This is a genomic window from Cycloclasticus zancles 78-ME, from assembly GCF_000442595.1.
Taxonomy (GTDB): Bacteria; Pseudomonadota; Gammaproteobacteria; order Methylococcales; family Cycloclasticaceae; genus Cycloclasticus; species Cycloclasticus pugetii.
This window is the reverse complement of sequence record NC_021917.1, coordinates 131,301-156,458: the sequence shown is the minus strand read 5'-3', so window position 1 is coordinate 156,458 and position 25,158 is coordinate 131,301. Positions and strand designations below refer to the sequence as shown.

The window sequence follows — 25,158 nt, the reverse complement described above, 5'->3', positions numbered from 1 at the left end:
ACGTGACCTCTACAGCCAACACGCCCATTTTATATTCATTTCGTCGCTGCCCCTATGCCATGCGAGCCCGCTTAGCAATAAAGCACGCTGGTATTAAGGTGATCTTGCGTGAAGTTGTCTTGCGCAACAAGCCACCTGCCATGTTAGCGATCTCACCTAAAGGAACTGTGCCTGTGCTTCAGTTACCCACTGGTGAAGTCATTGATGAAAGCTGGGAAATTGTGCACTGGGCAACATCAATAAACGATAGCCAGTCCCTAAGGGGTTCTTCGGCGCGGGTTTTAGACGCTAACCGCCTAGTATCGCTGAATGATAATGAATTTAAACAACACCTCGATCACTATAAATATGCTGATCGATTTCCCGACTTCTCAGCGGAGCACTACCGTACACAAGCTGAGGCTTTTCTTAGCCTTTTAGATCAACGATTAGCAGCGCATTCTTTTCTACTGGACGATGAACCCTCGATTGCAGACATTGGCATTTTTCCCTTTATTCGCCAGTTTGCGCATGTAGACATTGATTGGTTCAAGCAAACCCCTTACCCGTATTTGCAGCGCTGGTTTGAACACTATCTTTCTTCTGAACTGTTTACTAGCATTATGAACAAATACCCAGCTTGGGAAGAAGGCCAAGATACTCTTTTGTTCTAACCCTTTCTTTTAGCTTCTGCCTAGCATAAGATTAAAACCCGCCACGGAGATAACCATGCGTTTCCTTACACACCAACTTCTAGTTCCATTTATAGTTCTACTAACCTTGGCAGGTTGCGCCGGTATTACCTATCATGCACAACCACCGCAAATCAGCCTTAATAATATTCAACTGGTTAACGCACATCTGCTAGAGCAAGAATACGCATTAACCTTACGCATTCAAAATACAAACGACTTCCCGTTTTTCATTAAAGGGCTTAGTTATCAATTAGAAATTAATGGATCAGAATTTGCGCATGGGGTCAGCAGCCAATCGGTCAATATATTGCCTTATCAAGAAGCCTACCTAACGGTCTCTCTGATCAGCAATACATTGGGCGTAATCAGACAACTAGAATCACTCTCTGGCACTAACAAGACTGATTTACACTTTCGTTTAACCGGTAAAGTCAGCCATGGCACCGTTAACATTCCTGCCTCTATGTACAGCTTACCCTTTGTAAAAGAAGGCACCTTAAACCTTAATACGCTCTTAAAGAAATGAACCAACCAGAGATCTTTGTACTCCAACTTACAACAGCCTTTAAAAAAAAGGAGACATCATGAAGCTGCTACTTCCAATCACCTTATCTTTACTATTAATCGCTTGTGCTGGCCCCAACCCATATGGCCCATCCAGCGAAGGCTACACCCGTAGTGAAGCTAATCAAACCTTACACGTCACAAATGGCATCATCCTTGATCTTCAGCCAGTCACCATCGATTCAGAAGGCAACGCCGTCGGTAAAATTGCCGGTGGTTTAATTGGCGGCATTGGTGGCAGCAGTGTTGGTAGCGGTCGAGGCAGTGCTGCCGCAGCCGTGGCGGGCGCAGTTGTCGGTGGTATTGTCGGCAACAAAGCCGAGGCTATGTATAACAAGGCCAATGGCGTGCAAATTACCATTCAGCTCGATAACGGCCAAGTACAATCCGTTGTACAAGAAGTTAACGAAAACGTTATGTTTAGAAAAGGCGATCACGTCAAACTGATTCGCAGCGCCTCGGGCAAAGTTCGCGTTATTCAATAAGCCTTAACGCCCACCCAACATGCCTTTAATTGCTGCCGGCAAATCTGCCGGTAGCAAAATGGTTTTTGCGTTATCTGAATTTGACATATCTTGTATTGCATCGACATATTTCTCACCCAGAATATACATCACCGGCAATTCCTTATCTTGAATCGCTTCAGCCACTTTAGTAATAGCCAACTTACTCGCTTCTGCCAATACTACTTGCGCCTCTGCATCTCGTCTTGATGCATCTAAACGACCTTCCGCTTCCAAAACGGCAGCGGCTTTTTCACCTTCTGCCCGAGTCACCGTTGCGCGACGTTGCCTTTCTGCAGCCGCTTGCTCTTCCATTGCATTTTGCATTGTGCCAGATGGGGTAATATCTTGAATTTCAACGGTTTTAAGCGTAATCCCCCAGTCTGAAATATCATCTGAAATAGCTTCTTTTAAACGTGCTTTAATTAATTCTCTAGAGGTTAATGCATCATCCAACTTCATTTCACCCACAATAGACCTAAGCGACGTTTGTACCAAGGTTCTAATGGCTAGCTCATAGTCTTCCACGCCATACACAGCACGTTCTGGCGCCACAATATTAATGTACGCAACCGCATTAGCAATAATCACTACATTATCTTGCGTAATCACCTCTTGGGAGGGAATATCCAACACAATGTCTTTCGTGGTAACACGATAGGCAACTTGGTCTATGTATGGCACCACCAAATTTAACCCCGGCCCTAATGTTTTATGAAACTTACCAAGGCGTTGCACAACAAACTTAGACCCTTGGGGCACCAATTTAACCCCCATCGCAACCGTTAAGAACACTAGCCCAAAAAATACCGCCGCTACAATAAGTCCTTCCATTGTTAACTCCTTTTTTTAAATTACGTTACTTTGTTAACCACAAGCGTATTGCCCGAGGCTTCTTTAATCATCACTTTATCGCCGACTATTACAGGGTCTTCACAGATAAACTCCCATTCATCATCACCCAAAATAGGGGTCGTAAAACGTACATGCCCACGCGATGCTTCACTGGGCGCTTTAATCACCATTCCCGTTTCACCTGCAATCGCTTCTTGCGTAATACCCGCCTTAGTACGATCGATCATTTTGGGGCGCAAAAATTTAAACCAGCCCGCAGCAAAAACAACCGAAAAAATGGTCCAAATAAACAATTGCCAACCGAGCGTTAACGAGGGTACTAAGGCCAAAAAAGCAGCCACAACAACAGCACCCAAACCAAACCATAGCACTGTAAAACTGGGCACAAAAATCTCAAACCCCACCAGCAACATACCCAGCACTAACCAGTGCCAATAAACCAACTCAAGCTCCATCATCACTGTTCCTTTTATTTATTCGGCTTTACCGTGTTAGCTTAACTGATTTAATAGTACCTGTGGGTCGTTATAGTCATAGCGTAACAACCGGTTCTGTTCGCTCTGCTGTAACACGATACTTGGAAAGCTACTGGCACCCATACTTCTAGCCAATTTTATTTCCATCAATAATTGCTGCTGAGTACTTGAGTGATTCAATAAGGCCGAAAACTCGCTTTCATCAAGCCCTATCTCGCCAGCACATTCAATTAACACCTCGTCATCGGCTGGGTTTTTAGCGTGTAAATAATACGCCTGTTGAATCGCCAATAGCATCGGCTTTTCCGCTGCTCTATCCAGCATTCTTGCAGCAATTAAGGCACGGCATGATGGATACGTTGAGCGACGTGGCTTACACAGCGTCCAAAAATTGTGATTAAACTCGGTACCTGGAACATGCTGCTGAATGCGATACCAGCCATCACTAATTTTCTCTTGCAAGTCGGTAGCCATTGGCTGATCGCTGTCCGGCGCAAGCCCTCCTAATAAATAACGCACCTCAATAGAGCTGGGCAAACTAGACTGTATTACGGCCCATGTTTTATTAAATGCCCAACACCAACTACACATTGGGTCGTGTACGTAATAAAGCACCTTATCCATATAGCATCACCCAGTTGTTAATAATAGTTTGTAGCTGGCGCAAACCATCGGTCAGCGCAGCTGGCCCGGGTTGTAAAATATCCACCGATTTAATCTCAAACAGTTGATTCGTTTTTACCGCAGGAATAACATCCCAGCCCTCGCGCTCAGCCACTCGCTCTGGTCGAAATTTTTTACCACACCATGAACCAATAATAATATCCGGCGCGCGGTCAATCACGGTCTTAGGGTCGGCAATAATTCTATCTTTACCCCCCGCTTGTTTTGATAACTCGGGGAAACAATCCACACCCCCTGCTATTTCAGCCAGCTCAGACACCCATCGAATGCCAGAAATTAATGGATCGTCCCATTCTTCAAAATAAATGCTCGGTTTTTTCTTAAAACCACTAGCTTGCTCAACACACTGTTTAATATTTTGCTGGTATTGGTTCACCAGCACCGCCGCTTTTTCAGGCTCACCAATCAACGCGCCTAAGGTATGTAGCATGGTAAAAATTTCAGCCACTGAACGCTGATTAAACACATGCACCTGCAAACCAGCCCTAACAAGTTCAGCTGCAATATCCGCCTGCATATCCGAAAAACCCAGCACCAAATCCGGCTTTAAGGCCAAAATTTTATCAATTTTAGCCGAAGTAAATGCCGACACTTTAGGTTTTTCCTTACGCGCAATCGCCGGGCGTACAGTAAAGCCCGAAATACCCACAATGCGCTGTTGCTCACCAATTAAATACAAGGCTTCGGTGGTTTCTTCAGTTAGGCACACAATGCGTTGTGCGCCGGTGTTTTTTCTATTCATTCAATCCCTCTAAACGTTCTAAGGGGCTGATCACCCCATCCATGTTTTCTTGCAATACATGGGTGTAAATTTCAGTGGTTTTAACATCTTTATGGCCCAATAATTTTTGCACCACACGAATATTTGTACCGGCTTCCAACAAATGTGTCGCAAACGAATGCCTTAAGGTATGACTCGTTACTCTTTTATTGATATTGGCTTTTTGCTTTGCCTCACGAATAGATTTTTGAATACCCGACTCATTAAGGTGATGACGCCTTATTTCACCATCTCGTGGGTCGACTGATAAATTCTTAGATGGGAATACATATTGCCACTCCCAACTTGAAGCTGCCTTAGGGTATTTTTTAGCCAACGCACCCGGTAAGTAAACATTCGCTTCACCCGCTGCAAGATCTTTCTCAAATAATGACCTGGCTTTTTCTAGCTGTAACTTTAAATCCGTTACAACCGTAGCCGCCAAAGGTGTTTTTCTCTCATTACCACCCTTGCTATCTCTAATCATAAGATAGCCATTAGCAAAATCTATATCTTGTACCCGTAAGCGCGACACCTCCAATACCCTTAAGCCGCCGCCATACATTAAACGAGCCATCAAACCCCTCACTCCCCGCATATGTTTTAAAAGCTCAACCACCTCACCTTTACTCAAAACAACAGGAATTCGCACTGGTTTTTTGGATCGTGCCGCCGAAATATTCTCCGCCACAGGCATATCAAGAACCTTTTTATACAAAAAAACAATCGCATTCATTGCAAGATTCTGAGAAGAGGCCGAATAGTTCTTATTCAGTGCCATATCTGACAAAAATGCCTCAATGTCAGCCTTACCCAATTCGTTAGGGTGCCTTTTATTATTAAAACGGATAAAAGCTAAGATCCATTTGATATACGACTCTTCAGTACGCAAGGCATAATGATGATACCGAAGAACTTCTCGAACCTGATCCATTAAACGTTTGGATTGTGGTCGAAAAATTGACTTATTCTCTGAAGGACTATTGAAATTGGACATAACGTAAATTACCTCCTGTTTTTTCTTGATTATCGCATTACAGGGAATTATATTCCTTATAAGTAAAAGAATTACAGGGAATTTTTATTCCCCTTAATAACTAGTTATGTGCAATAAGCACCAATGAAGGAGAGAAAATAATGCAAGCGTTGTTAGGTGTTGGTGGGTTTATCCTTTTTATGGGTTACGGTATTCTGCAAATAGTCGCAGGATATGTTGGTATTGATTTTCATTTCGGTGCTGTATGGGCTGGCGTAGCTATCGTTGCAGCTTTAATGTTTCGTTTCACACTCCCAATTACTATTGGTGCATTTTTCGGTGCAATGGATGTTTGGGGCTGGCACTGGGGTTTCGCTGCATTATTTGCTGCGCCGGGTTTGGCATTCTTAATACCGGGAGTTATTCTTTCAATTATCGAAGGCGTTAAAAAGTAATTATGCCTAAGCTGCTAATATATATTGCTGCTGGTTTTCTATTTATTGGCGTCTTTCCATTGCCGTATGGCTATTATATGTTATTGCGGTTTATAGCTTGTGGTGTTTTTGCATGGGCGGCATTCATTGCATTTGAGCGTAACGAGGATATATTGCCTTGGATATTTATTGTATTGGCTATTGTATTTAACCCCATACTAAAAATTCATTTCCCAAAAGAAATGTGGGCGGTTATAGATTTTTGTTCAGGTATGTTTTTAATTCTTATTCGCGGAAAAATTCAAGAGAATGAAAGTAAAGCACATAACAAATAGCTCCAGCGGACAGTTTAAAGCGTCACTTTTTTTGCTTTCGCAAAAACGTGCCACTTTAAACTGCCGCTGAGCAAGGCGTTATACCCCATTAACCCTCAAGAAGGATCGAATATAAAAAGTTAAAATCAGCGGCTATCGTTGGAACCTTTGGAATTGGGGTGGTTCTTACAAACACGGCGAGCGCATTCGAGGATTTAGGCAAAGACTGTAAAGCCTATGCAAGAGCTGTTTTTGCAGTTGCGGAAGTGTCCATGCACCGGGGTGAGGCACAAGCCACGATGAATCAATGCACTGGATTTCCAGATCAAGAGAATAATCAACCAAACAGGTGGTTAAAGAAAGATGACATACTCATCAGGTAGTTTAATTAATCAAAAAAAATGGATCTTACTTTTTCATTTTATTATTGGTGCAATAATAGGCGTGCTTCTATTACATCCGTTGACGACAATGGTATTCTGGTACGAATACAAGGGCTTAATCGAATTTCCGGGTAACAGCCCGATAGAGTTTTTGATTCAGCGTTTAATTACTGAATTCAAGTTTGAATTAATGCCTATGAGCTTTGTGTTTGCACTGCTTGGCGGTATTGTTGGTCTATTGTTCGGTCTGTACCATATAAGACTGTCTGGCCAAAAAAATCTTGTCCGCTCTCTGGAACACGAGCTTGCTGAAGAATTACCCTTATTGATTGCCAGAGGCGAAAGTGAGCATCTTGAATTCAAATCCACGTATCGTTGGGATGTAAGACAACAGCGAACGAATCGCGCACTTGAGTCGATTGTCATCAAAACCATCGCCGGTTTTTTAAATCGCGAAGGCGGTACACTGCTAATCGGTGTTGAGGACAACGGCAATATCATTGGAATCGACTCTGACTTCCAGACATTGAAACACAAAAATAGAGACGGCTTCGAACGCGCACTGATGGATACGGTTAAAACCAGTCTAGGAGGAAACGCTTGCGCATTACTTCATTGCCGGTTCCACGATATTGAAAATAAAACCATCTGCCGCGTCATTGTCGAGAGCGCTGTTGAACCTGTTTATTATCATGAGGACAGCGTAGCACGGCTTATGGTACGCACAGGTAATAGTACACGAGAGCTGGATGCGCGGGAAGCACATGCCTATCTTTCCAGTCGAACAACAAAATCTTTTTCTTTATAGGTACACAATGAATACGCATTCGCATAACCACGACACTGAATCAATAGGTGATCGCCGCCTGGGGTTCGCCATCGCTATCAATATGCTCTTGACATTAGCACAGGTCGTCGGTGGTATTCTATCGGGCAGCCTTTCACTTATTGCTGATGCGCTGCATAATTTCAGTGATGCCGCCTCACTGCTCATTGCCTGGGTCGCCAGAAAGATCGGGCGTCAACCGGCGGATCATTTCAGAACCTTTGGTTATAAACGCGCTGAAGTTATCGCCACATTGATTAATTTAGTCACGCTTGTCCTGGTTGGGCTGTACCTGGCCTATGAAGCGCTATGGCGAATCTATGAACCACAGATTATTGAAGGCTGGATGGTTGTGATTGTGGCGGCGATAGCACTTGTGATTGATCTGGCAACCGCGTTTCTTACCTTCACCATGTCTAAGCACAGTATGAATATCCGTGCCGCTTTTTTGCACAATGTATCGGATGCACTGGCTTCACTGGGTGTTATTGTTGCCGGCACACTGATCCTTCTTTATGAGTGGTACTGGAGTGACACCTTAATAACATTATTGATAGCCGCGTATGTTTTGTACCAGGCAGCCACGATGTTACCAAAAACCATTCATATCCTGATGCAGGGAACACCGGAGGGCATTGTTATTGATGATGTCATCACAGCCATGCAGCAGGTAACAAATGTTATCAATGTTCATCACGTACATATCTGGCAACTTGACGAGCATCAGAATGCATTAGAAGCTCATGTTCTACTTTCTGATTATTCACAACTGGATAAAGTGAAGGGTGAATTAAAAACAGCGCTTGCACAAAAATTCTCCATCGGGCATTCAACACTCGAGTTTGAGATTAAAGAATGCAAATATGATCAGTGTTAACTTTTTTATATCGAAGCAAGTTTTAAATGAGTAATTGTGGAAGTGAAGAGTCTGTAATCATTCTTCATGACAGATTGCGTTATGTTCTAGGCATCGTATTTTAATGGCCAATTGTTATCTGATTATAAGAAACAAAAACGTCAGCAGCTCTTAAGGCTGTGATTGCAAAGAAGGACAAGGCATAACAAGGCGCTGCACTCGGACAAAATAAAGCTGCGCCGCTTCGCTTTGCATCTTTATTTTTCCGGTGAGCTTGGTCGTTATAAACAAAGGTGAGCATATGACTCAAGCTGTATGTTTTAATTGCGGAGAACTGAAATTCGGTTCGTTCACAGAGTGCGAAAACTGTCATAGAACACCAGAAAATGATGATGACATGGCGTTTTCAATGGCACTATCAGATCACTATTTTAGCTTGGAACAGCTTAATGAAATCGGTAATAAAATTAAAAATGGTGAAAACATCAAACTAAATGATGCTGATAAACAAAGGTTTATTAGTGAAATGAAAGATGCTCGTAAAAATAATGATCTGGTAAAAGCGTTGGAAGGTATACGACAGTCTAAATCCCAAGCTAAAGAATCGAAAGGATTTTTAAAGAACCTAATAGCCCTATTGGTTCTCATCGCTATGGGCGTTAGTTTTGTATCGGCTGTCGTGGCACTATTTAATGGGAACAAAGGGTCAGGTCTTGCAATCATGCATTTGTGTTGATAGGGTCTGTTTATGGCTAGACCAATAAGAATTGAATATGCGGGTGCACTTTATCATGTGACCTCTCGTGGTGATCGACGTGAAGATATTTTCGTTGACGATGAAGATAGGTTGATTTGGTTAGAGGTTTTTTCTCAGGTTTGTCATCGGTTTAATTGGCGATGCCATGCATGGTGTTTGATGGATAACCACTACCATATTGTTATTGAAACAATTGAGGGGAATTTGTCACAAGGGATGCGCCAACTGAATGGAGTATTTACCCAAAAGTCTAATCGAAGACATGGGCGTGTTGGTCATGTTTTTCAGGGGCGATTTAAGGCTATTCTTGTTCAAAAAGATGCTTACTTACTTGAATTATCACGTTATGTTGTACTAAACCCAATTAGAGCAGGAATGGTAACAGATTTGTCGGACTGGAAATGGAGTAGTTATCAGGCGATGATCGGTGTTGTTTCTAGTTCAGATTGGTTGGAAACGGACTGGATATTAAACCATTTTGGTCATTCTAGAAAAACTGCCACCAATAATTATGGAAACTTTGTCCGTGAGGGCGTTGGCCTGTCGCCAATATGGGCTGCTTTGAAGCGACAAGTTTTTTTAGGTGATGAGGCATTTGTTGATAAGGCGCTAACACGAATTGAAGACATTGCTGGAGAAGGTGACCTTAGAGAAGTTCCAAGAGTACAGCGTAGGGCGCAAGCTAAACCTTTAAACTGGTATATGAAAAATTATTCCTCACGTGACGAGGGAATCGTTAGTGCATATGTCAGTGGTGATTATTTAATGAAAGACATTGCTGATGAGTTTAATGTGCATTATTCAACGGTTAGTCGAGCCATTAAAAAAGCGGAGATGCGTGATTGCAAGACCTGACCCCGTTTCCTTACTTAAGCCGCCGCCATACATTAAACGAGCCATCAAACCCCTCACTCCCCGCATATGTTTTAAAAGCTCAACCACCTCACCTTTACTCAAAACAACAGGAATTCGCACTGGTTTTTTGGATCGTGCCGCCGAAATATTCTCCGCCACAGGCATATCAAGAACCTTTTTATACAAAAAAACAATCGCATTCATTGCAAGATTCTGAGAAGAGGCCGAATAGTTCTTATTCAGTGCCATATCTGACAAAAATGCCTCAATGTCAGCCTTACCCAATTCGTTAGGGTGCCTTTTATTATTAAAACGGATAAAAGCTAAGATCCATTTGATATACGACTCTTCAGTACGCAAGGCATAATGATGATACCGAAGAACTTCTCGAACCTGATCCATTAAACGTTTGGATTGTGGTCGAAAAATTGACTTATTCTCTGAAGGACTATTGAAATTGGACATAACGTAAATTACCTCCTGTTTTTTCTTGATTATCGCATTACAGGGAATTATATTCCTTATAAGTAAAAGAATTACAGGGAATTTTTATTCCCCTTAATAACTAGTTAGGGGTCATAAAGGCATATGGCTACGGTAGCCTAAGCGTCAAAAAGAGTACGCCGCAGTGAAGCAAAACTGCAAGGGTTATCCCGCGTTAAAAGCAAAAGTTAAGCGCTGTGATAGCGGGTAAATTCATCGCTTAGGTTGTGGGGCAACAGGTATTAAAAACTGTACCGTTAATTTAGCATTCTTCGCTTCGTCTTATATGAAAAGCGAAGGGACTGAATAAAATTCTAAGCGCGTTACAAATAAGGTACTTCGGGAGCAGCCATCACCCCCTGAAGTAAATGAATAAAAAAGCACTAGGGGAATGAGCAACTCCGGAGAGACGTATCAAAGTCCGAAGTGAATTAAACCCCTAACAAGAAGCTGCAACGGACTCCGTATATTTGTCACTTTTTATGCAAAGAGCCGCATAAAAACCGCCAAATATACTACGCCGTTGAGCAAGGCGTTAGATTAATAGGATTTTTATGTCAGCATTAAATGAAACACCGACAAACTCCTGGTTAAACTATCCTCCGCTACGCAATCCTCTGATTGCAGGCTGCTTTGCACTACTGGCTTTTATTCTCGAATATATAGAAGTCATTGGTGAAGATATATCAATGTGGGTTTATCTCATTACGATTGGATTCGGTGGTTACATCTGGGCAAAAGAGGGTATAGAAGAAGTTATCTCGGAATATGAGATTGGCATCCCGATATTAATGATAGGGGCCACCATTGGTGCAATGTATCTTGGTATGTGGGATGAGGCTGCGGCACTGGTTGTTCTTTATGGTATTGCAGAAGGTATTGAAGAATACACATTCAATCGAACTCGAAACGCTATTCGCTCACTTCTGGATCTTGCCCCCAAACAGGCAAGAGTCATTCGTGATGGCAAAGAACACCTTATTCCCGCAGAAGAGATGAATAAGGATGATGAGTTTGTCGTTTTACCTGGTGAGTCTGTTCCTACCGATGGCATCATCCTCAAAGGAGCAACAAGTCTGGATGAGGCGCTGGTTACCGGCGAATCGATTCCCGTGAATAAAAAACCGGGGGACAAGGTCTTTCCTGCAACTATTAATGGTCAGGCTACCATAACCGTTAAAGCAACCAGCACTTTTGCAGACAATACATTGTCTCGTATCATTGATCTTGTGGAGAATGCACAGGAACAAAAGGGTCGCGCACAAGCATGGATGGAGCGTTTTGGTCATCGCTATAGTCCGGCTATTTTACTGATCAGCATTACGATGGTTTTGGCACCTCTTTTTATTCAACTTGACGCTGCATACTGGATTGAGAAAGCGGTCATTCTTCTAGTGACAGCGGCTCCTTGTGCTTTGGTGATTTCCCTGCCTATTGCCATGGCATCCGGCATCAGCGGTTCGGCCAGGCGTGGTATTTTGATTAAAGGTGGTGCACATCTCGAGCATCTGGGCACCATAAAAACCATTGCCATGGATAAAACGGGTACCCTGACACATGGTAAACCGAATGTGACCGATGTGATTGCCTTGCAAGGCAGCGAAGATACAATAATCGGTCTCGCTTCTGGTCTGGAACAATATTCCAGTCATCCCCTGGCCCTGGCCATTGTTAAATATGCGAAACAACAACAGATGGAAATTGCCAGCGCTCACGATACTGAAGCGATATTCGGTTCTGGTGTAAAAGGAACGATTGATAGCGACACCTGGTATCTGGGTAACCCGAAATTATTTTTGACCATGGGGATAGAACTCGGCGAACATGAAGTTACTATTGACAAACTTCAGTCTGAAGGCAAAACAGTAGTTCTGTTAGGGAATAATCAGCAGATTACGGGAATTATTGCTATTCAGGATACCATTCGTGAAAACGCGATTGAAGTTATAAAGCGACTACATACTCTGGGGATACGCACTGTTATGCTGACCGGGGACAATCAGCGAACTGCACATCGAATTGCCAGTGAACTCGGTATTGATGATGTCCGTGCCGGACTGAAACCTGAAGATAAAGTAGCAGCCGTTCAAGACTTAATGAAAGATGGCTCTACCCTGATGGTGGGTGATGGCGTTAATGATGCGCCTGCCCTGGCGACAGCAACCTGCGGTATGGCAATGGGTGCCGCCGGCAGCGATGCCGCTATTGAAGCGGCAGATATAGCGTTGATGGCTGATGACCTGAGTAAGATTGAAGAAGCCATGCAAATTGGTCAAAAGGCGAGATATGTCAGTAAACAAAACATACTCTTTTCGATAATTGTTCTGGCTATTTTAATTCCGGCTGGCGTCGGTGGCTTTATTACTATTGCGGTGGCTGTTCTGGTGCATGAAGCCAGTGAGTTAATGGCTGTTGCTAACGGATTAAGAGCCGGGCGTTTTAACAGGTCATAGCGTTACAATAAGATATAATCTAACAATCGCATGCACTCGGACAGTAAAAAGCTCCGCTCCTTCGTCGCTCTGCTTTTTACTGCCGGTGATGCAAGGCGTTAGGCTCTAAGAAGTATGAAGAATGTTCGAACACATTACGATAATTTGAAGGTGGCAAGGAATGCTCCGCCTGAGGTAATTCGTGCTGCCTATAAAACCCTTTCGCAAAAGCATCACCCTGACAGGAATGGGAATTCGACCGAGTCTCAGCGGGTGATGAAAATTATCAACGAGTCATATGCTGTTTTATCTGATCCCGAAGCAAGGCGTAGGCATGATGCCTGGATTCTAGAGCAGGAATCACCAGAAACATACGGGGGTAAGTCTCAACGTCCTCGGCGTGAAGTTGAATTTCCGCCTCCTGTATCTGGCGAGGTCAACTTCTATGGAACAAAGGGTCAGGTCTTGCAATCATGCATTTGTGTTGATAGGGTCTGTTTATGGCTAGACCAATAAGAATTGAATATGCGGGTGCACTTTATCATGTGACCTCTCGTGGTGATCGACGTGAAGATATTTTCGTTGACGATGAAGATAGGTTGATTTGGTTAGAGGTTTTTTCTCAGGTTTGTCATCGGTTTAATTGGCGATGCCATGCATGGTGTTTGATGGATAACCACTACCATATTGTTATTGAAACAATTGAGGGGAATTTGTCACAAGGGATGCGCCAACTGAATGGAGTATTTACCCAAAAGTCTAATCGAAGACATGGGCGTGTTGGTCATGTTTTTCAGGGGCGATTTAAGGCTATTCTTGTTCAAAAAGATGCTTACTTACTTGAATTATCACGTTATGTTGTACTAAACCCAATTAGAGCGGGAATGGTAACAGATTTGTCGGACTGGAAATGGAGTAGTTATCCGGCGATGATCGGTGCTGTTTCTAGTTCAGATTGGTTGGAAACGGACTGGATATTAAACCATTTTGGTCATTCTAGAAAAACTGCCGTCATTAATTATGAAAACTTTGTCCGTGAGGGCGTTGGCCTGTCGCCAATATGGGCTGCTTTGAAGCGACAAGTTTTTTTAGGTGACGATGCATTTGTTGATAAGGCGCTAACACGAATTGAAGACATTGCTGGAGAAGGTGACCTTAGAGAAGTTCCAAGAGTACAGCGTAGGGCGCAAGCTAAACCTTTAAACTGGTATATGAAAAATCATTCCTCACGTGACGAGGGAATAGTTAGTGCATATGTCAGTGGTGATTATTTAATGAAAGACATTGCTGATGAGTTTAATGTGCATTATTCAACGGTTAGTCGAGCCATTAAAAAAGCGGAGATGCGTGATTGCAAGACCTGACCCCGTTTCCTTTGGAGATGCGTGATTGCAAGACCTGACCCCGTTTCCTTCGATGTGAGCTTTTAATTTAGAGTGTTATTGTTATACAGAGTTTGGCCTTTTTGTTAATAAAGGCCCAAGGGTCTCCATACAATCGCATAAAGGACTACATGCCTTTTAGTAAAAAAGTTGAACAGAAAACTCAGAAGTTAGTCGATTCAAAACACATGCTTAAAAGCATTACGTTTGCCTCGTTTTTAGAATCGACGATTGTGCCTATCCCTCTTGAAGCTGTTATGGCGCCATTGATGCAGGCCAGACGAGATTCGCTGTGGAAAATTGCACTGATGGCTACTATTGGCTGTGTTATTGGAGCCTGTTTTGGCTACGCACTAGGCTACTACCTTTTTGATATAGCCGGACAATGGATTATTGATACCTTTTTTAACCAGCAGCAATTCGATAATGTAAAACAACATATGCAAACCCAGGGTTTTTGGTTTGTTATGTCCCTTGGTGTTGCCCCTATTCCGTTTCAAGTGGCCATGCTCGCTGCAGGAGCGATGCAATATTCCCTGGCTTTATTTTTACTAGCCACAGTAATAGCCAGATCGTTACGATATGTTGGTTTAGCCGCCGTTGTTTATTATGCGGGGGATAAAGCTGAAGCGCTTATAAAGGAGGGGGGGGGTCAGGTCTTGCAATCATGCATTTGTGTTGATAGAGTCTGCTTATGGCTAGACCAATAAGAATTGAATATGCGGGTGCGCTTTATCATGTGACCTCTCGTGGTGATCGACTTGAAGATATTTTCGTTGACGATGAAGATAGGTTGATTTGGTTAGAGGTTTTTTCTCAGGTTTGTCATCGGTTTAATTGGCGATGCCATGCATGGTGTTTGATGGATAACCACTACCATATTGTTATTGAAACAATTGAGGGGAATTTGTCACAAGGGATGCGCCAACTGAATGGAGTATTTACCCAAAAGTCTAATCGAAGACATGGGCGTGTTGGTCATGTTTTTCAGGGGCGATTTAAGGCTATTCTTGTTCAAAAAGATGCTTACTTACTTGAATTATCACGTTATGTTGTACTAAACCCAATTAGAGCGGGAATGGTAACAGATTTGTCGGACTGGAAATGGAGTAGTTATCAGGCGATGATCGGTGTTGTTTCTAGTTCAGATTGGTTGGAAACGGACTGGATATTAAACCATTTTGGTCATTCTAGAAAAACTGCCGTCATTAATTATGAAAACTTTGTCCGTGAGGGCGTTGGCCTGTCGCCAATATGGGCTGCTTTGAAGCGACAAGTCTTTTTAGGTGACGAGGCATTTGTTGATAAGGCGCTAACACGAATTGAAGACATTGCTGGTGAAGGTGACCTTAGAGAAGTTCCAAGAGTACAGCGTAGGGCGCAAGCTAAACCTTTAAACTGGTATATGAAAAATCATTCCTCACGTGACGAGGGAATAGTTAGTGCATATGTCAGTGGTGATTATTTAATGAAAGACATTGCTGATGAGTTTAATGTGCATTATTCAACGGTTAGTCGAGCCATTAAAAAAGCGGAGATGCGTGATTGCAAGACCTGACCCCGTTTCCTTTGATGATGATACCGAAGAACTTCTCGAACCTGATCCATTAAACGTTTGGATTGTGGTCGAAAAATTGACTTATTCTCTGAAGGACTATTGAAATTGGACATAACGTAAATTACCTCCTGTTTTTTCTTGATTATCGCATTACAGGGAATTATATTCCTTATAAGTAAAAGAATTACAGGGAATTTTTATTCCCCTTAATAACTAGTTATATGTAAAAATAATCCAATTTTCCCACGTAAACCAAATGAGGTCGCTTTGACCAAACTTTTGAATTTCCCTTCTTCGCTCAACGACGGTAATCGTTGACGCTTAACCAAATGGGAATAAAAGGAAGCAATGCCAAAGTATCTATCCAATTTATGCTAATGGCCTAATGAGGACGATACACCACAGGTTATTACCGTAATATGTGGTTTCTTTTGTACTTAGAAATAAGGCAGGCTATTATAGGTTAAGCCTTGCTTTGCTCAGACCTCACCTTATAGTGAGACACCCTAGTTCAGCTCGCAAGTGAAGGTAATAGCCGCTTCCGCCTTTTATTTTTTAAAAATAGTTGTTTTACCCTCCTTATGTGTTAGAAACTCATATAACAAAAATATCAAGGCGACGCGATAAAGCCGCGCACCTTATATAAGGCGTTATACGTAAATAGGCTAATGGATACAGAGTTAAAACAATCAGCAGTATTGGGAATCTCACTAGGTCTTATCCTTTGGTTTGCTGCCAATCTAGAGCAATCAACTGGCATGTTAGTTTCGTTAATTGCCTGTGTTGTATTTGGGCCTCTTACCGTTTGGCGAATTAAACACAAGCCTAATATTTATGCATTGGTTGTTTGTTTATTAGCAGGCGTATTTTTGGTGCTGGCATATGGCCTTAAATTAGGCGCTATATATTTAGCAGGTGTTGCGGGTTTATATGGTGTTTTTTCAGTTCAACTGTCGATGGCACTGGCAAACTCCTACGACAATATAGTATTTCTTGTAGGCAAGTTCAGGAACCGAAAATGAGAACGTATAACCAGTTTATCAAACATCACTACGGCCACAAAAACACGTGGCCTCCGTTGGACGCGCAAAGACACGCGCGCCGTTTATAAAAGCGTTATGTAAATATACAAATAATTAAGAGTGGGGATATGAGTCAAGATTTAAAATCAATAATTGATGGTTATAAAAGTGATGAGGAGACGGTTTATAATAGCTGGTTCGTAAATAATGACGAACGACTAAAAGCATTTAGAACTATCCGTAGGGGTGTATTTGATGTAATACAGGATATTAAAAATGGAAGTTTTGGGAATGATTTTAAAGGTTCATCTTTAGAATTTGTTTTAAACTGTATCACGGAACAAAAGCAAGTATTTAAAGGAGCATCGCATCCCTTTTACTGGAAGCCAAAATTACGAATACCTGATATTTATGAAAATGAGGAAAATAAAGTTGCATTTGGCCAATTCTTGGAAAAATGCATAAATGCCACAAAAGAAGAACAAATAATTAAGGAAATAATCTTATTAGATCAACGGAAAATTAAAGGATTAGGTCCAGCAGTTGCAAGTATTCTTTATTTTTTACATCCCACTATCATACCTCCATGCAATACTGCTATTGTTAATGGATTCAATACGCTCTTCAAAGATAAAGTAAAGCTCGGGTCGTGGTCAGATTATCTCAGGATGAGAGAAATTATAATAGAGAAAAATGATGAACTAAAGTCTGAGTTATCGAATGACTTGGGTGCTTTTGCAGGGCTTTTATTTGATGTTGGCGAAAAGAAATTACTGATAAGTGACGATCATCTTTCTGATGAAGAACGAACAAAAATAGAAAAGAAAATAAAAAAACGGCACAAAGAAGTTGTAAGTGAAATGGAGGAAGAAGATCTCCACACTGAAATGCAACATCGCATTCTCACTATCGGAAATTCAATTGGTTATGATGTTATTGCCGCAGCAAACGACAAATCAAGATGTCATAATGGTAATAGCTTGTCTTTTATCTGCGTAGATAAGTTTCCAGAAATAGACGTTGATAAAGACACTTATAAAACAATAACACTTATTGATGCAATTTGGTTTGAAAAGGATTCAAATAAAATCACTTGTGCTTTTGAAGTGGAAAAAAGTACATCCATCTATTCTGGGATATTAAGATTAACTGATCTTTATTATTCATTTCCAAATAACCTACCATCTTTGTACCTTATCATTCCTGACAAGCGGGAGAAAGAAGTAATATTGCAGCTACAGAGGCCATCGATTAAAAATAGTGACATTGAAATTCATTACATACTATTCAGTGATTTAAGAAAAGATTGTGATGCAATTTGCAAGTTTGGAGAAGATAAAGATATTCTCAAAAAAATATCAAAGGTGGTAAATTGAAATTATTACATAACAAACTCATCCAGCAGACTGCCAAAAGTGTCGCGAATTTTGCAAAAAACGCAAAAAGTCGCGCCACTTTCGTCAGCGGCTGATGAGGGCGTTAGCTATTAAAATCGTGGCCTTGCAATCAGCAAAGCAAACTAGGAATAATTAATGAAAGTCGAAAAACTTGTAATGGTCAAGTATTCATGGACACATTATTAGGCGCATTGCATTAATTGCATCTCATATTGTACTGGTGAGATGTTGCCCAGCTTATAGTGTCTTCGTTTCTGATTATAAAATGGCTCTATGTAATCAATGATATCGGCTTGTGCTTGATGACGAGTTTGGTAACGACGGTAATTTACGCGCTCTGACTTTAAGCTTCTAAAGAACCGTTCTGTTACTGCATTATCTAAACAATTGCCTGCTCGGCTCATGCTTGATTGCAGCCCTAGTTCTCGTAAGCAGCATTGAAATGTTTCACTGGTGTATTGAGCACCTTGGTCTGAGTGAAATATCACGCCAGTGTTAGGTTGTCGTTTGTTTACTGCCAAGCGGAGTGCTCTTACAGTTAGCTCTGAGTTAGGTTTGTCAGAAAACGCCCAGCTGACTATCTTACGGGAGCATAAATCAACAATCACCGCGAGATACAACCAGCCCTGGCCTGTGCGGATGTAAGTGATATCACCTGACCAGTGAGTGTTAAGTTGCTCAGGATTAAATTGACGGTTTAGGTGGTTAGGCGCAATCACAGATGGCCGGCCACCGTTTGGATATCGATGTAATCGCGGGCGTTTGGCGATGAGCTTATGTTTTCGCATCAAACTTCTGACTTTATAACGACCCACGTTGAACCCTAAATCCTGCAATTCAATCATCATTCTTCTGCTGCCATAGGTTGCATCCATTTCTTGATGAACATGTTTTACAGCCGCCTCTAAACGTACCTGTTGTGGCCGGATTGGTTTCATTTTTGCTCTGGCATAAAAGACACTGCGGCTTAAACTAAAACACCGGCATATATCCCGAACGGTAAACCCAGCCTTCTTCAGCTTTAACGCGACTTGTTGCCGTTGGTCATTTCCATAGCGAAGAAGGCTGACGCCTTTTTTAACAGGGCATTGTCACTTTCTGCTTGTCTAAGTTTTTTCTCTAGCTCTTGGATACGGATTTGGTCTGGGGTTAACGCAGATGTTTTAGGGGTAATACCTAATTGTTCTTTGCGATACTGGCGTACCCATTTTTGTAAACTGGAATAGCCAACATTCATGTCTTGGGCGACTTGTTTAGTTGAATACCCTTTAACAGTGACTAGCTCAACGCATTCAAGCTTTAGATCGTTTGTAAACTTCTTACTCATTATTACCTCATTGGTTTGGTATAGCATACCTCCAATAATGTGTTTTGAATAATTAGACCATTACAATTTAGTAAAAGACCTACGAAAGAAAAAATAAATATAACAATCGGCTAAAAACAATAACGCCCTTGTGTTATTACCCTGCAAAATTATGACTAAACGCGCACAGGATGACAAAAAACATAGTATCTTTACTGTTGAAAAAATAATTAAAGGCCTATGCTGGTAGATATATGACTGAAAATTCTTGTAAAACGAAGGGGGAGAAAACCGTATCTTGTAAATTAAAGCTTATGCAAGACATTGGGTTATGCAGGAATCTATTTAATTAATGCTGAAAATAGATAAAAGCTATCGTGATCATATAATCAATCGACTATACATATAGATGGATTTATTAGATGCTTGTTCACGCCACCTCCTAAGGTGGTAACGACTAACCAATAACTTGAGGAGTACTTTATGTCAGAAAATAAATGTCCCGTCATCCACGGTGGTGCAACAGAGGTCAGCACATCAAATATGAAATGGTGGCCTAATGCCCTTAATCTGGACATATTGCATCAACATGACAGCAAAACAAACCCGTTAGATGAGAGTTTCGATTATGCTCACGAAGTAAAAACTCTTGACTTCGCTGCACTTAAACAAGACATGCTAGCGTTAATGACCGATAGCCAAGAGTGGTGGCCGGCCGACTGGGGGCATTATGGTGGATTGATGATCCGCATGTCATGGCATGCAGCTGGTACATATAGAATAGCTGACGGTCGTGGTGGTTCTGGCACCGGTAATCAACGTTTTGCACCGATCAACTCGTGGCCAGATAATGTTAATTTAGATAAAGCGCGGCGTCTGCTTTGGCCCATCAAAAAGAAATACGGTAACAAATTAAGCTGGGCTGATTTAATCACTTACGCTGGCACTATTGCTTATGAATCGATGGGCCTAAAAACCTTTGGTTTCGCCTTTGGCCGTGAAGATATCTGGCACCCAGAAAAAGATACCTATTGGGGGTCAGAAAAAGAGTGGCTTGCTCCTAGTGACAACGAAAATAGCCGATATTCAGGTGAGCGAGATTTAGAAAACCCATTAGCCGCAGTTATGATGGGCTTAATCTATGTTAACCCTGAAGGTGTCGATGGCAAACCTGACCCGTTAAAAACTGCACACGATGTACGTGTTACTTTTGAGCGGATGGCAATGAATGACGAGGAAACAGTTGCCTTAACAGCCGGTGGTCACACCGTTGGTAAAACCCATGGGAACGGTGATGCAGCCTTGTTGGGCGCGGAACCTGAAGCCGCTGATGTAGACGAGCAAGGTTTAGGCTGGAACAACAAAACAACACGCGGTATTGGGCGTGACACGGTCACAAGTGGTATTGAAGGTGCGTGGACAACCAAGCCAACTGAGTGGGACAACGGTTACTTTTCATTGCTTCTAAAATACGACTGGGAATTGAAAAAAAGCCCAGCCGGTGCATGGCAATGGGAACCGATTGACATTGACGAAGCAGATAAACCTGTTGATGTTGAAGACCCCTCTATTCGACTAAACCCTATTATGACCGATGCCGATATGGCCATGAAAATGGACCCTGAGTATCGCAAAATATCTGAGCGCTTCTACAACGACCCTGCTTACTTTTCCGAGGTCTTTGCTCGTGCTTGGTTTAAGCTAACACACCGTGACATGGGGCCAAAAGCACGCTATATCGGCCCTGAAGTGCCACAAGAAGACTTAATTTGGCAAGACCCTGTTCCTGTTGGTAACAGCAACTACGATGTTGAGGCTGTTAAAGCAAAAATTTCAGATAGCGGCCTAAGTATCAGCGAAATGGTGGCAACAGCATGGGACAGTGCGCGTACTTTCCGCCAATCGGACAAACGTGGCGGTGCCAATGGTGCGCGGATTTGCCTTGCTTCACAAAAAAACTGGGAAGGCAACGAGCCACAGCGGCTTAATAAAGTACTGTCTGTGCTTGAGCCAATTGCTAGCGAAACCGGTGCGAGTATTGCTGACCTAATCGTATTGGCGGGTAATGTGGGTGTTGAACAGGCTGCCAGTGCCGCCGGTGTAGAGGCTTCTGTTCCTTTTACGCCAGGCAGAGGAGACGCAACCGATGAGATGACTGACGCCGATTCATTTGCCGACCTTGAACCTATTCATGACGGTTATCGTAATTGGTTGAAACAAGATTATGCTGTTTCCGCTGAGGAATTGATGCTCGATCGCACTCAATTGATGGGGCTTACCGCACCAGAAATGACCGTGCTATTAGGCGGCATGCGCGTGATGGGCACCAACTACGGCAATAGCCAACATGGTGTGTTTACAGACCGCGTCGGCGCCCTTAGTAACGACTTTTTCGTGAATTTAACGGATATGCGTTATACCTGGAAACCAGCGGGTAAAAACCTGTATGAAATACAGGAACGAAAGTCTGGCGAGGTAAAGTGGACAGCAACACGCGTTGATTTGGTGTTTGGTTCTAACTCAATCCTGCGTGCCTACGCTGAGGTGTATGCGCAAGATGATAACCAGAAAAAGTTTGTTGCTGATTTCATCAAGGCCTGGGTTAAAGTAATGAATGCAGATCGCTTCGACCTAGCGTGATATTTATATTGCGGCTCCCCGTTAAACCCCTTAACGGGGAGCCGTATAAACTATGGAAATAAAAAAGGATTAAAAATATGTCAAATGAAGGCTATCACGAACCTATTAGTGAAATTACAGATGAAACAAGAGATATGCATAGAGCCATCACCTCCCTTATGGAAGAACTTGAGGCGGTAGATTGGTATAACCAACGAGTTGATGCATGCAAAGATGAAGAGTTAAAAGCCATTCTTGCTCACAATCGAGATGAAGAGAAAGAGCATGCTGCCATGGTTCTTGAATGGATTAGAAGAAAAGACCCAAGAATGGATAAAGAGCTAAAAGATTACTTATTTACCGACAAACCCATCGCGCATAAATAGGCAACGCCTAACTAGATGATTTAACTTGGACGGCGCAAAAATGCGCCGTCTGTTATTTAAGGCATTATACGTACAGGAGAGATTTATGACCGTGTCAAATAAAAGTAGCGCCTTGATTCTTGGGGTTTGTCTGATTATTGCTCTTTCCTCTCTTGGATCCCTTCTTGGTGATGCGGCCATTAAGTTTAAGGAATATGAACGAACCGTTACTGTAAAAGGACTATCGGAGAGAGAATACAGTGCAGATATCGTAATCTGGCCTATCCAATTTAGTTCCGCAAGTAATAACCTCGAACAGATGTATGAATCCATAGATGCAAGCACCGAAAAGATAAAAGCATTTCTAGAAAGCGCCGGAATTAACGCCAATGAGATTTCATATTCTTCACCGGCAATTACAGATAAGTCCGCCCAACGATATGGCAACCAGGCAAGAGCTGAGTTCAGATATACAGCCTCCCAAACTGTCACTGTTTACTCCAAAAATATTAGCGTGGTACGCGATGTTATGGGTAAGATGTCTAGTTTAGGCAAGCAAGGAATTGTATTTACTGCTGGCAATTATCATTCTCAAACTGAGTATATTTTTACTCGTTTAAATCAAATAAAGCCCGACATGATTGAAGAGGCAACAAGGAAGGCCCGTGAAGTTGCAGAGAAATTTGCAGCCGACTCTAAAAGTACGTTAGGAACAATTAAATCTGCATCTCAAGGGCAATTTAGTATTAATGCTAGAGATAAAAACAACCCACATATTAAAAAAGTTCGAGTGGTTTCTACCGTTGCCTATTACCTTTCAGATTAATGAAATTAAGACATATCAATTGATGATACCAGGCTTCGATAAACTAAACTTCCCTCAATCAATAATGCTCAGCTAGCTGAGAGCAATCAGGTTAATACAAATATTAATTGAAATGGTACATTACAAGCCCATAGACCAATACATATAAACAAAAAAGGTATCGCTTAGTTTATTTTCCTTGGTGATGCAATCTTGGAAATTCACCATGTAGGTATTACTTACGCAGGGAATTAGCGACAACGTACTTTGCATCTTCCAAACTCAGTTAAGGAAAACTAAGCACGTTATTTAAACACTATAAATTAAAAAGGATAATTATGAGTTGGGGCATCTTAGCAATAATATTATTGGCAGTTGCAGTAGTCTTTTTTTCTAAACTGCCGAAAGATAAGAAATCTAATTCAGCCAATTACCCTTATCAAAAATTGGACGCTTTGTTTACGCCAGCAGAGCGATCTTTTTATGGTGTGCTAGAACAGATAAAAGGCGACAGCGCAATAGTGCTTGGTAAGGTCAGGGTTGCTGATGTTATTAAACCCAATAAAGGGCTTTCAAGAAGTGAGTGGCAAAAAGCGTTTAATAAAATATCTGCTAAGCATTTTGATTTTTTGCTATGTAAAAACGATGACTTATCAGTCCTATGTGCTATAGAACTAGACGACAGCTCTCACCTTTCAAAAAATAGACAACAACGCGACGAATTTCTAAGGGGAGCATGTGAGGCTTCCTCTGTTCCACTCATTCAAGTGCCTGCCAAGGCTGGGTATGTTATTGCTGAGGTTAATGATTTATTAGCTCCTTACCTAAAGATATGCAAAAATGACGTTCAAGTCAGTATGACTACTGAGACAGTAAAGGAGAAAACTTGCCCTAAATGCTCGTCGGTACTTGTCATGCGTACTACAAAAAAAGGAACCCATGCTGGGAAACAATTTTGGGGCTGCAGTTCATACCCCAAATGTAAACATGTAGAGACTCTCAATGCTTAGCAGTCCATTTGAAATGGATGCTGGAATTCTTCGTACCTTTCAAGCCATTTCTTAGTTAATGGACTCTTTACTAACGGTTATTACCTCAACTTTATTCGCTGGGCTAGCGATGGCCTTGGGCGCTGCTATTGCCTGCTTTGAAAAAATTGCAAACAAATGGTTAGAAGAAGAGCTAAGGCACAGTGTGATCGCTTTTGGAGCAGGCGCATTATTATCCGCAGTTGCTTTTGTTTTAGTCCCCGAAAGTATAGAGATACTGTCCCCATTGTCTGCCTGCCTTTGCTTGCTAATGGGTGGCTTCAGTTTTTTATTTCTTGATATTTATCTTAAAAAAACCAACACTTCAGCAAGTCAATTAGCCGCTATGCTGTCTGATTTTATTCCTGAATCCATAGCATTAGGAGCAGCCTTTGCAACGGGCAGTAGCAACGCCCTGTTACTGGCTGGCTTAATCGCTTTACAAAATATGCCAGAAGGCTTTAATGCCTATCGCGAATTAAACGCCACAGCTATTTATAAGCCTTATAAAATTATCATTACCTTTGCTGTGATGGCCTTGCTTGGCCCGATTGCTGGAGTGAGCGGTTATCTTTGGTTGTCTGACGAAATAGTTATTATCGCTGGTATTATGCTTTTCGCCTCTGGGGGCATTCTTTATTCAATATTTCAAGACTTGGCGCCACAAGTGACTTTAGAAAAACATTGGGCACCACCCATGGGAGCCGTTTTGGGCTTTATGTTTGGTATGTTAGGCTTAATAATAACGACATAAACCATGAAGCTACTCTGTAAAAATCGCACCTTGCTGTGTTTATCTAAACGGAGCCTTTTTGCACAATCTGACCATTCGATTTAAAGCAAT

29 protein-coding genes are annotated in these 25,158 nt (G+C 42.0%); 21 read left to right on the top strand and 8 right to left on the bottom strand.

The window, feature by feature from the left end; translation table 11 throughout:
- The first annotated feature begins 2 nt into the window (after window positions 1–2).
- The 3 genes from CYCME_RS00775 to CYCME_RS00765 are packed head-to-tail and all read left to right on the top strand — an operon-like array spanning window position 3 to window position 1,723.
- Entirely contained in the window at window positions 3–653 is a 651-nt protein-coding gene (locus CYCME_RS00775; protein ID WP_020161668.1) for a glutathione S-transferase, read from the top strand.
- Between the two features lie 55 nt (window positions 654–708).
- The gene (locus tag CYCME_RS00770; protein ID WP_020931838.1) at window positions 709–1,200 is read left to right on the top strand and encodes an LEA type 2 family protein; all 492 of its coding nucleotides are present in this window, start codon (window positions 709–711) and stop codon (window positions 1,198–1,200) included.
- 58 nt (window positions 1,201–1,258) lie between these two features.
- A complete protein-coding gene (locus CYCME_RS00765) occupies window positions 1,259–1,723 on the top strand; it encodes a glycine zipper 2TM domain-containing protein (protein WP_016390353.1) in 465 nt (154 codons plus the stop codon).
- A 3-nt stretch (window positions 1,724–1,726) separates the two neighbouring features.
- Here the strand turns inward: CYCME_RS00765 and CYCME_RS00760 are convergent, their stop codons facing one another.
- Genes CYCME_RS00760 through CYCME_RS00740 form a run of 5 tightly spaced genes read right to left on the bottom strand, consistent with a single transcriptional unit; the run spans window position 1,727 to window position 5,513 of the window.
- A complete protein-coding gene (locus CYCME_RS00760; protein ID WP_015004956.1) occupies window positions 1,727–2,575 on the bottom strand; it encodes an SPFH domain-containing protein in 849 nt (282 codons plus the stop codon).
- A 20-nt stretch (window positions 2,576–2,595) separates the two neighbouring features.
- Window positions 2,596–3,054, bottom strand: a complete 459-nt coding sequence (locus CYCME_RS00755) for an NfeD family protein (RefSeq protein WP_223253205.1) — start codon at window positions 3,052–3,054, stop codon at window positions 2,596–2,598.
- A 33-nt stretch (window positions 3,055–3,087) separates the two neighbouring features.
- A complete protein-coding gene (locus tag CYCME_RS00750) occupies window positions 3,088–3,696 on the bottom strand; it encodes a DsbA family protein (protein ID WP_015004954.1) in 609 nt (202 codons plus the stop codon).
- Window positions 3,689–4,498, bottom strand: a complete 810-nt coding sequence (locus CYCME_RS00745; RefSeq protein ID WP_015004953.1) for a cobalamin-binding protein — start codon at window positions 4,496–4,498, stop codon at window positions 3,689–3,691. The genes CYCME_RS00750 and CYCME_RS00745 overlap by 8 nt, the downstream gene beginning before the upstream one ends.
- The gene (locus CYCME_RS00740) at window positions 4,491–5,513 is read right to left on the bottom strand and encodes an integron integrase (RefSeq protein ID WP_020161663.1); all 1,023 of its coding nucleotides are present in this window, start codon (window positions 5,511–5,513) and stop codon (window positions 4,491–4,493) included. Before CYCME_RS00740 ends, CYCME_RS00745 begins: the two co-directional genes overlap by 8 nt.
- A 140-nt stretch (window positions 5,514–5,653) precedes the next feature.
- Here CYCME_RS00740 and CYCME_RS00735 point away from each other — a divergent pair, with 140 nt between their 5' ends.
- From CYCME_RS00735 to CYCME_RS00700, 6 genes are all read left to right on the top strand, one after another.
- Complete coding sequence (locus CYCME_RS00735; RefSeq protein ID WP_020931836.1) at window positions 5,654–5,947, top strand: hypothetical protein; 294 nt, start codon at window positions 5,654–5,656, stop codon at window positions 5,945–5,947.
- A 2-nt stretch (window positions 5,948–5,949) separates the two neighbouring features.
- Window positions 5,950–6,261: a DUF6804 family protein gene (locus tag CYCME_RS00730; RefSeq protein WP_020931835.1), complete on the top strand. Its 312-nt coding sequence runs from the start codon at window positions 5,950–5,952 to the stop codon at window positions 6,259–6,261.
- A 342-nt stretch (window positions 6,262–6,603) separates the two neighbouring features.
- Window positions 6,604–7,431: a helix-turn-helix domain-containing protein gene (locus CYCME_RS00720; protein WP_020931834.1), complete on the top strand. Its 828-nt coding sequence runs from the start codon at window positions 6,604–6,606 to the stop codon at window positions 7,429–7,431.
- 7 nt (window positions 7,432–7,438) lie between these two features.
- Window positions 7,439–8,326: a cation diffusion facilitator family transporter gene (locus tag CYCME_RS00715; RefSeq protein WP_020931833.1), complete on the top strand. Its 888-nt coding sequence runs from the start codon at window positions 7,439–7,441 to the stop codon at window positions 8,324–8,326.
- 280 nt (window positions 8,327–8,606) lie between these two features.
- Window positions 8,607–9,041, top strand: coding sequence for a hypothetical protein (locus CYCME_RS00705; RefSeq protein WP_020931831.1), 435 nt, complete (start codon window positions 8,607–8,609; stop codon window positions 9,039–9,041).
- Window positions 9,042–9,053: 12 nt separating this feature from the next.
- Entirely contained in the window at window positions 9,054–9,917 is an 864-nt protein-coding gene (locus CYCME_RS00700; protein WP_020931830.1) for an REP-associated tyrosine transposase, read from the top strand.
- On the opposite strand, the gene CYCME_RS00695 is transcribed toward CYCME_RS00700, so the two are convergent.
- Window positions 9,864–10,382 carry a phage integrase N-terminal SAM-like domain-containing protein gene (locus CYCME_RS00695; protein ID WP_020931829.1) on the bottom strand — a complete coding sequence of 173 codons (519 nt, stop codon included), beginning with the start codon at window positions 10,380–10,382 and terminating at the stop codon, window positions 9,864–9,866. The genes CYCME_RS00700 and CYCME_RS00695 overlap by 54 nt on opposite strands.
- A 572-nt stretch (window positions 10,383–10,954) precedes the next feature.
- Between CYCME_RS00695 and CYCME_RS00690 the strand changes: the two genes are divergently transcribed.
- The 7 genes from CYCME_RS00690 (at window position 10,955) to CYCME_RS00660 (ending at window position 18,170) form a co-directional block, all read left to right on the top strand.
- Window positions 10,955–12,853, top strand: a complete 1,899-nt coding sequence (locus tag CYCME_RS00690; RefSeq protein WP_020931828.1) for a heavy metal translocating P-type ATPase — start codon at window positions 10,955–10,957, stop codon at window positions 12,851–12,853.
- A gap of 114 nt (window positions 12,854–12,967) precedes the next feature.
- Window positions 12,968–13,348, top strand: coding sequence for a J domain-containing protein (locus CYCME_RS00685; protein WP_020931827.1), 381 nt, complete (start codon window positions 12,968–12,970; stop codon window positions 13,346–13,348).
- Window positions 13,333–14,196: an REP-associated tyrosine transposase gene (locus tag CYCME_RS00680; RefSeq protein WP_020931826.1), complete on the top strand. Its 864-nt coding sequence runs from the start codon at window positions 13,333–13,335 to the stop codon at window positions 14,194–14,196. Before CYCME_RS00685 ends, CYCME_RS00680 begins: the two co-directional genes overlap by 16 nt.
- Window positions 14,197–14,345: 149 nt before the next feature.
- Window positions 14,346–14,924, top strand: a complete 579-nt coding sequence (locus CYCME_RS00675; protein WP_020931825.1) for a YqaA family protein — start codon at window positions 14,346–14,348, stop codon at window positions 14,922–14,924.
- On the top strand, window positions 14,909–15,772 hold the full coding sequence (locus tag CYCME_RS00670) for an REP-associated tyrosine transposase (protein ID WP_020931824.1): 864 nt from the start codon (window positions 14,909–14,911) through the stop codon (window positions 15,770–15,772). The genes CYCME_RS00675 and CYCME_RS00670 overlap by 16 nt, the downstream gene beginning before the upstream one ends.
- 668 nt (window positions 15,773–16,440) lie before the next feature.
- Entirely contained in the window at window positions 16,441–16,794 is a 354-nt protein-coding gene (locus CYCME_RS00665) for a hypothetical protein (protein ID WP_020931823.1), read from the top strand.
- A gap of 128 nt (window positions 16,795–16,922) precedes the next feature.
- A complete protein-coding gene (locus tag CYCME_RS00660; protein ID WP_008130145.1) occupies window positions 16,923–18,170 on the top strand; it encodes a hypothetical protein in 1,248 nt (415 codons plus the stop codon).
- A 203-nt stretch (window positions 18,171–18,373) separates the two neighbouring features.
- On the opposite strand, the gene CYCME_RS00655 is transcribed toward CYCME_RS00660, so the two are convergent.
- A complete protein-coding gene (locus CYCME_RS00655) occupies window positions 18,374–19,210 on the bottom strand; it encodes an IS3 family transposase (protein WP_041932849.1) in 837 nt (278 codons plus the stop codon).
- Between the two features lie 2 nt (window positions 19,211–19,212).
- Window positions 19,213–19,518 carry a transposase gene (locus tag CYCME_RS00650; protein ID WP_020931821.1) on the bottom strand — a complete coding sequence of 102 codons (306 nt, stop codon included), beginning with the start codon at window positions 19,516–19,518 and terminating at the stop codon, window positions 19,213–19,215.
- Window positions 19,519–19,980: 462 nt separating this feature from the next.
- On the opposite strand from CYCME_RS00650, the gene katG reads away from it, so the two are divergent.
- The 5 genes from katG (at window position 19,981) to CYCME_RS00625 (ending at window position 25,068) form a co-directional block, all read left to right on the top strand.
- Window positions 19,981–22,137, top strand: a complete 2,157-nt coding sequence (katG, locus tag CYCME_RS00645; RefSeq protein WP_020931820.1) for a catalase/peroxidase HPI — start codon at window positions 19,981–19,983, stop codon at window positions 22,135–22,137.
- Window positions 22,138–22,214: 77 nt separating this feature from the next.
- Window positions 22,215–22,502, top strand: a complete 288-nt coding sequence (locus CYCME_RS00640; RefSeq protein ID WP_015004937.1) for an encapsulin-associated ferritin-like protein — start codon at window positions 22,215–22,217, stop codon at window positions 22,500–22,502.
- Window positions 22,503–22,587: 85 nt separating this feature from the next.
- Window positions 22,588–23,307, top strand: coding sequence for an SIMPL domain-containing protein (locus CYCME_RS00635; protein WP_020931819.1), 720 nt, complete (start codon window positions 22,588–22,590; stop codon window positions 23,305–23,307).
- A 317-nt stretch (window positions 23,308–23,624) separates the two neighbouring features.
- Window positions 23,625–24,296, top strand: coding sequence for a DUF2726 domain-containing protein (locus tag CYCME_RS00630; RefSeq protein ID WP_020931818.1), 672 nt, complete (start codon window positions 23,625–23,627; stop codon window positions 24,294–24,296).
- Window positions 24,297–24,354: 58 nt separating this feature from the next.
- On the top strand, window positions 24,355–25,068 hold the full coding sequence (locus CYCME_RS00625; RefSeq protein ID WP_020931817.1) for a ZIP family metal transporter: 714 nt from the start codon (window positions 24,355–24,357) through the stop codon (window positions 25,066–25,068).
- The last annotated feature ends 90 nt before the right edge of the window (window positions 25,069–25,158 follow it).

What these genes read in the sequence shown, in the direction of transcription:
- CYCME_RS00740 (WP_020161663.1), bottom strand. Translation starts at nt 5,513, where the DNA reads ATGTCCAATTTCAATAGTCCTTCAGAGAATAAGTCAATTTTTCGACCA.
- CYCME_RS00770 (WP_020931838.1), top strand. Translation starts at nt 709, where the DNA reads ATGCGTTTCCTTACACACCAACTTCTAGTTCCATTTATAGTTCTACTA.
- CYCME_RS00625 (WP_020931817.1), top strand. Translation starts at nt 24,355, where the DNA reads ATGGACTCTTTACTAACGGTTATTACCTCAACTTTATTCGCTGGGCTA.
- CYCME_RS00675 (WP_020931825.1), top strand. Translation starts at nt 14,346, where the DNA reads ATGCCTTTTAGTAAAAAAGTTGAACAGAAAACTCAGAAGTTAGTCGAT.
- CYCME_RS00695 (WP_020931829.1), bottom strand. Translation starts at nt 10,382, where the DNA reads ATGTCCAATTTCAATAGTCCTTCAGAGAATAAGTCAATTTTTCGACCA.
- CYCME_RS00730 (WP_020931835.1), top strand. Translation starts at nt 5,950, where the DNA reads ATGCCTAAGCTGCTAATATATATTGCTGCTGGTTTTCTATTTATTGGC.
- CYCME_RS00715 (WP_020931833.1), top strand. Translation starts at nt 7,439, where the DNA reads ATGAATACGCATTCGCATAACCACGACACTGAATCAATAGGTGATCGC.
- CYCME_RS00750 (WP_015004954.1), bottom strand. Translation starts at nt 3,696, where the DNA reads ATGGATAAGGTGCTTTATTACGTACACGACCCAATGTGTAGTTGGTGT.
- CYCME_RS00760 (WP_015004956.1), bottom strand. Translation starts at nt 2,575, where the DNA reads ATGGAAGGACTTATTGTAGCGGCGGTATTTTTTGGGCTAGTGTTCTTA.
- CYCME_RS00720 (WP_020931834.1), top strand. Translation starts at nt 6,604, where the DNA reads ATGACATACTCATCAGGTAGTTTAATTAATCAAAAAAAATGGATCTTA.
- CYCME_RS00635 (WP_020931819.1), top strand. Translation starts at nt 22,588, where the DNA reads ATGACCGTGTCAAATAAAAGTAGCGCCTTGATTCTTGGGGTTTGTCTG.
- CYCME_RS00630 (WP_020931818.1), top strand. Translation starts at nt 23,625, where the DNA reads ATGAGTTGGGGCATCTTAGCAATAATATTATTGGCAGTTGCAGTAGTC.
- CYCME_RS00705 (WP_020931831.1), top strand. Translation starts at nt 8,607, where the DNA reads ATGACTCAAGCTGTATGTTTTAATTGCGGAGAACTGAAATTCGGTTCG.
- CYCME_RS00755 (WP_223253205.1), bottom strand. Translation starts at nt 3,054, where the DNA reads ATGATGGAGCTTGAGTTGGTTTATTGGCACTGGTTAGTGCTGGGTATG.
- CYCME_RS00685 (WP_020931827.1), top strand. Translation starts at nt 12,968, where the DNA reads ATGAAGAATGTTCGAACACATTACGATAATTTGAAGGTGGCAAGGAAT.
- CYCME_RS00640 (WP_015004937.1), top strand. Translation starts at nt 22,215, where the DNA reads ATGTCAAATGAAGGCTATCACGAACCTATTAGTGAAATTACAGATGAA.
- katG (WP_020931820.1), top strand. Translation starts at nt 19,981, where the DNA reads ATGTCAGAAAATAAATGTCCCGTCATCCACGGTGGTGCAACAGAGGTC.
- CYCME_RS00650 (WP_020931821.1), bottom strand. Translation starts at nt 19,518, where the DNA reads ATGAGTAAGAAGTTTACAAACGATCTAAAGCTTGAATGCGTTGAGCTA.
- CYCME_RS00765 (WP_016390353.1), top strand. Translation starts at nt 1,259, where the DNA reads ATGAAGCTGCTACTTCCAATCACCTTATCTTTACTATTAATCGCTTGT.
- CYCME_RS00735 (WP_020931836.1), top strand. Translation starts at nt 5,654, where the DNA reads ATGCAAGCGTTGTTAGGTGTTGGTGGGTTTATCCTTTTTATGGGTTAC.
- CYCME_RS00660 (WP_008130145.1), top strand. Translation starts at nt 16,923, where the DNA reads ATGAGTCAAGATTTAAAATCAATAATTGATGGTTATAAAAGTGATGAG.
- CYCME_RS00665 (WP_020931823.1), top strand. Translation starts at nt 16,441, where the DNA reads ATGGATACAGAGTTAAAACAATCAGCAGTATTGGGAATCTCACTAGGT.
- CYCME_RS00670 (WP_020931824.1), top strand. Translation starts at nt 14,909, where the DNA reads ATGGCTAGACCAATAAGAATTGAATATGCGGGTGCGCTTTATCATGTG.
- CYCME_RS00690 (WP_020931828.1), top strand. Translation starts at nt 10,955, where the DNA reads ATGTCAGCATTAAATGAAACACCGACAAACTCCTGGTTAAACTATCCT.
- CYCME_RS00700 (WP_020931830.1), top strand. Translation starts at nt 9,054, where the DNA reads ATGGCTAGACCAATAAGAATTGAATATGCGGGTGCACTTTATCATGTG.
- CYCME_RS00745 (WP_015004953.1), bottom strand. Translation starts at nt 4,498, where the DNA reads ATGAATAGAAAAAACACCGGCGCACAACGCATTGTGTGCCTAACTGAA.
- CYCME_RS00680 (WP_020931826.1), top strand. Translation starts at nt 13,333, where the DNA reads ATGGCTAGACCAATAAGAATTGAATATGCGGGTGCACTTTATCATGTG.